2 protein-coding genes are annotated in these 3283 nt (G+C 71.3%); both read right to left on the bottom strand.

Annotated features, from left to right (window positions below):
- Positions 1-571, bottom strand: a 571-nt coding sequence (locus JWQ91_RS13870) for an oxygenase MpaB family protein (protein WP_297785254.1), incomplete at its 3' end; no start/stop codon positions are given.
- 66 nt (positions 572-637) lie between these two features.
- A complete protein-coding gene (locus JWQ91_RS13865; protein WP_297785251.1) occupies positions 638-3271 on the bottom strand; it encodes a dipeptide ABC transporter ATP-binding protein in 2634 nt (877 codons plus the stop codon).
- Positions 3272-3283 lie beyond the last annotated feature (12 nt).

The raw sequence follows: 3283 nt of genomic DNA, 5'->3' as shown, positions 1-3283 counted from the left end.
CGGTCTCGGGGACGTCCTCGGCCCCGAGGGCGCGGGCGACCCACGCGGTCTCGGCGACGTAGGCGTCGCGACCGGCCGCGTCGAGCGGCCTCGCCCCGTAGCGGTCGTGCGCCCGCAGGAAGCTGTCGACCTCGGCCACGTGGACCCATCGCAGGAGGTGGGGGTCCGAGGCGGCGTACGGCCGCCCGTCGGGCGCGGTGCCAGTGATTCGCGCGTGGACCGACCGGACGACGGCGACGGCGCGGTCGGCGTCCTCGACGGTGCCGAACGTCGTCTCGGCCAGGAACGTGCTGGTGCGCTGCAGCCGTCCCCAGGGATCGCCGCGGAAGCCGGAGTGCTGGTCCACCGCCGCCATGGCGAGGGGGTGCAGCGACTGCAGCAGCAGCGCCCGCATGCCGCCGACGAACATCGAGGCGTCGCCGTGCACGCGCTGGATCGCCGAGTCGGGCCCGAAGCGGCGCGGCCCCTCCGCGAAGTGGATGCGGTCCCGGCGGGCGGGACCCTCGTGACCCGCGATGCGGGCGAAGATCGTGTCACCGACACGCTGGCGCAGGGAGCTGAGAGGACTCACGCCTCCCAGTGTGCGCCCGTGGCCGGGGTGTGGCCCGCTCAATGCGGGCCACACCCCGGTGCGGGACTACGAGATGTCGGTCAGCAGCGCGCCGCGCTCGGCCCGCCGCCGCGCCTGCTCCTCCGGATCGGGTACGGGGACCGCGGCGATGAGCCGCTTGGTGTAGTCCTCCTGCGGGTTGCCCAGGACCTGGTCGCGCGGGCCGATCTCCACGAGCCGGCCGTGCTGCATCACCGCGACCCGGTTGGCCAGGGTGTCGACCACCGCGAGGTCGTGGCTGATGAACAGGCAGGCGAACTGCAGCCGCTGCTGCAGCTCGGTGAACAGCTCGAGCACCCGCGCCTGCACCGACACGTCCAGCGCCGAGGTCGGCTCGTCCGCGATCAGCAGGTCGGGGTCGAGCGACAGGGCACGCGCCAGGCTGACCCGCTGGCGCTGGCCGCCGGACAGCTCGTGCGGGAACCGTTCGGCGTACGCCCCGCCGAGCTCGACGCTGTCGAGCAACGACCGCACCTTGGCGTCGATCTCGGCCTGGCTCATCTCGGTCTGGACGTGCAGCGGCTCGGCGATGCACTGGCCGATCGACATCCGCGGGTTGAGCGACGACGCCGGGTCCTGGAACACGAAGCCGAACCGCGACCGCAGCGGCCGCAGCTGGCGGTCGCTGAGCCCCGACACCTGGTTGCCCGAGACGTGGATCGTGCCGCTCGTGGGTTGCTGCAGACCCACCGTCGTGCGCCCGATCGTCGACTTGCCCGAGCCGGACTCGCCAACCAGGCCCAGCACCTCGCCCTTGCGGACCTCGAGCGACACGTGGTCGACCGCGCGGAACGCCGGCTGGCCGAACTTGCCGGGGAACTCCACGACCAGGTCGTCGACCCTGAGCACGAGCTCGTTGTCGTCGACCAGGCCCGGCCCCTCGGCCTGCCCGAGGTGCGGCACGGCGTCCAGCAGGGCGCGCGTGTACGGATGACGGGGCGCCGCGAACAGCTGGCGCGCCGGCGCCTGCTCGACGATCGTGCCGCGATACATCACCACGACCCGGTCGGCCATGTCGGCGACGACGCCCATGTTGTGGGTGATCAGCACGATCGCGGTGCCGAGGCGGTCCCGCAGGGACAGCAGCAGCTCGAGGATCGCGGCCTGCACCGTGACGTCGAGCGCGGTCGTCGGTTCGTCGGCGATGATGACGTCGGGATCGCAGGCGATCGCCATCGCGATGACGACCCGCTGCTTCTGGCCGCCCGACAGCTGGTGCGGGTAGTAGTCGACGCGCTCCTGCGGATCGGGCATGCCGACCAGCTCGAGCAGCTCGACGGCGCGGGCCCGGGCGGCCTTCTTGGACACCTTCTGGTGCGCTTGCAGGCCCTCGATGATCTGCCAGCCGACGGTGTAGACCGGGTTGAGCGCGGTCGACGGCTCCTGGAAGACCATCGAGACCTGGTCGCCGCGGATGGGCTGCAGGGAGCTGTTGGACAGGCCCAGCAGCTCGCGGGTGCCGAGCCGGGCCGAGCCGCCGACCTCGGCAGTCGACGGCAGCAGGCCGAGCACCGCTCGGGAGCTGACCGACTTGCCGGAGCCGGACTCGCCGACGACCGCGACGACCTCGCCGGGTGCGACGTCGAAGCTGATGCCGTTGACGGCCCGGACCTGGCCGGCGTCGGTACGGAACGTCACGGCGAGATCCGTCAGGGACAGCGCGGCGACCTTCTTCTCCACCACCTCGAGGGTCCCCTCGACCGGTGTGGTCCCGGCGGTGAGCTCCTCGTACTCCTGCTCGATCTCGGCCTGGTCGGCCTCGCTGGTGTCGGCACCACGCGTGCGCAGCAGCGGGTTGAGGATGTCGTTGAGGCTCTCCCCCACGAGGGTCGCGCCGAGCACGATCAGGACGATCGCCAGGCCCGGGAAGATGCCGGTCCACCAGATGCCGGACGAGGCGTCGGGCAGGGCCTTGTTGAGGTCGTAGCCCCACTCGGCCGCCGCGGACGGCTCGATGCCGAAGCCCAGGAAGCCCAGGCCGGCGAGGGTCAGGATGGCCTCGGATGCGTTGAGCGTGCCGATGACCGGCAGGGACGAGGACACGTTGGAGAAGATGTGCTTGGTCAGGATCCGCGGGGTCTTGACCCCGACGACCTTGGCCGCGTCGACGTACGGCTCGGCCTTGACCGACAGCGTGGCGTTGCGGATGACCCGGTAGTACTGCGGGACGAACACGACCGTGATCGACAGCGCCGCGGCGAGGATGCCCCCGACGGCTCCGCTGCTGCCGCCCGACACGACGATCGACACGACGATCGCGAGCAGGAGGGACGGGAAGGCGTACAACGCGTCCATGACGAGGACGAGGACCCGGTCGAGCCAACCACCGAGATAGCCCGAGACCAGGCCGAGCGGCACGCCGATCAGGCCGGACAGGACGACCGCGAGGATGATGACCTCGACCGCGGTCCGGGCACCGAAGATCACGCGGGACAGCACGTCGGTGCCGCCGACCGTCGTGCCGAACCAGTGGTCGGCGGACGGGCTCTGCTGGGTGCCGAACACGACACCGCCGGAGCGGTCGGCGTTGAAGCCGTAGGGGGCAAGCCACGGCGCGAAGATCGCGAGGAAGACGAACAGGACGACCAGGCCGAAGCCCAGCAGCAGCATGAAGCGCTGCAGGCCGTGGGACTGGCGGACGACGGTGGGGACGAGAGTCATCAGAACCTCACT

This window comes from Aeromicrobium sp. (assembly GCF_025965075.1).
Classification (GTDB): Bacteria; Actinomycetota; Actinomycetes; order Propionibacteriales; family Nocardioidaceae; genus Aeromicrobium.
Note: the sequence above shows the minus strand (reverse complement) of the source record. Positions and strands in the feature narration are given on the sequence as shown.

Excerpts from the sequence above, each read along its gene's own strand:
- JWQ91_RS13865 (WP_297785251.1), bottom strand. The coding sequence starts at position 3,271 with ATGACTCTCGTCCCCACCGTCGTCCGCCAGTCCCACGGCCTGCAGCGC.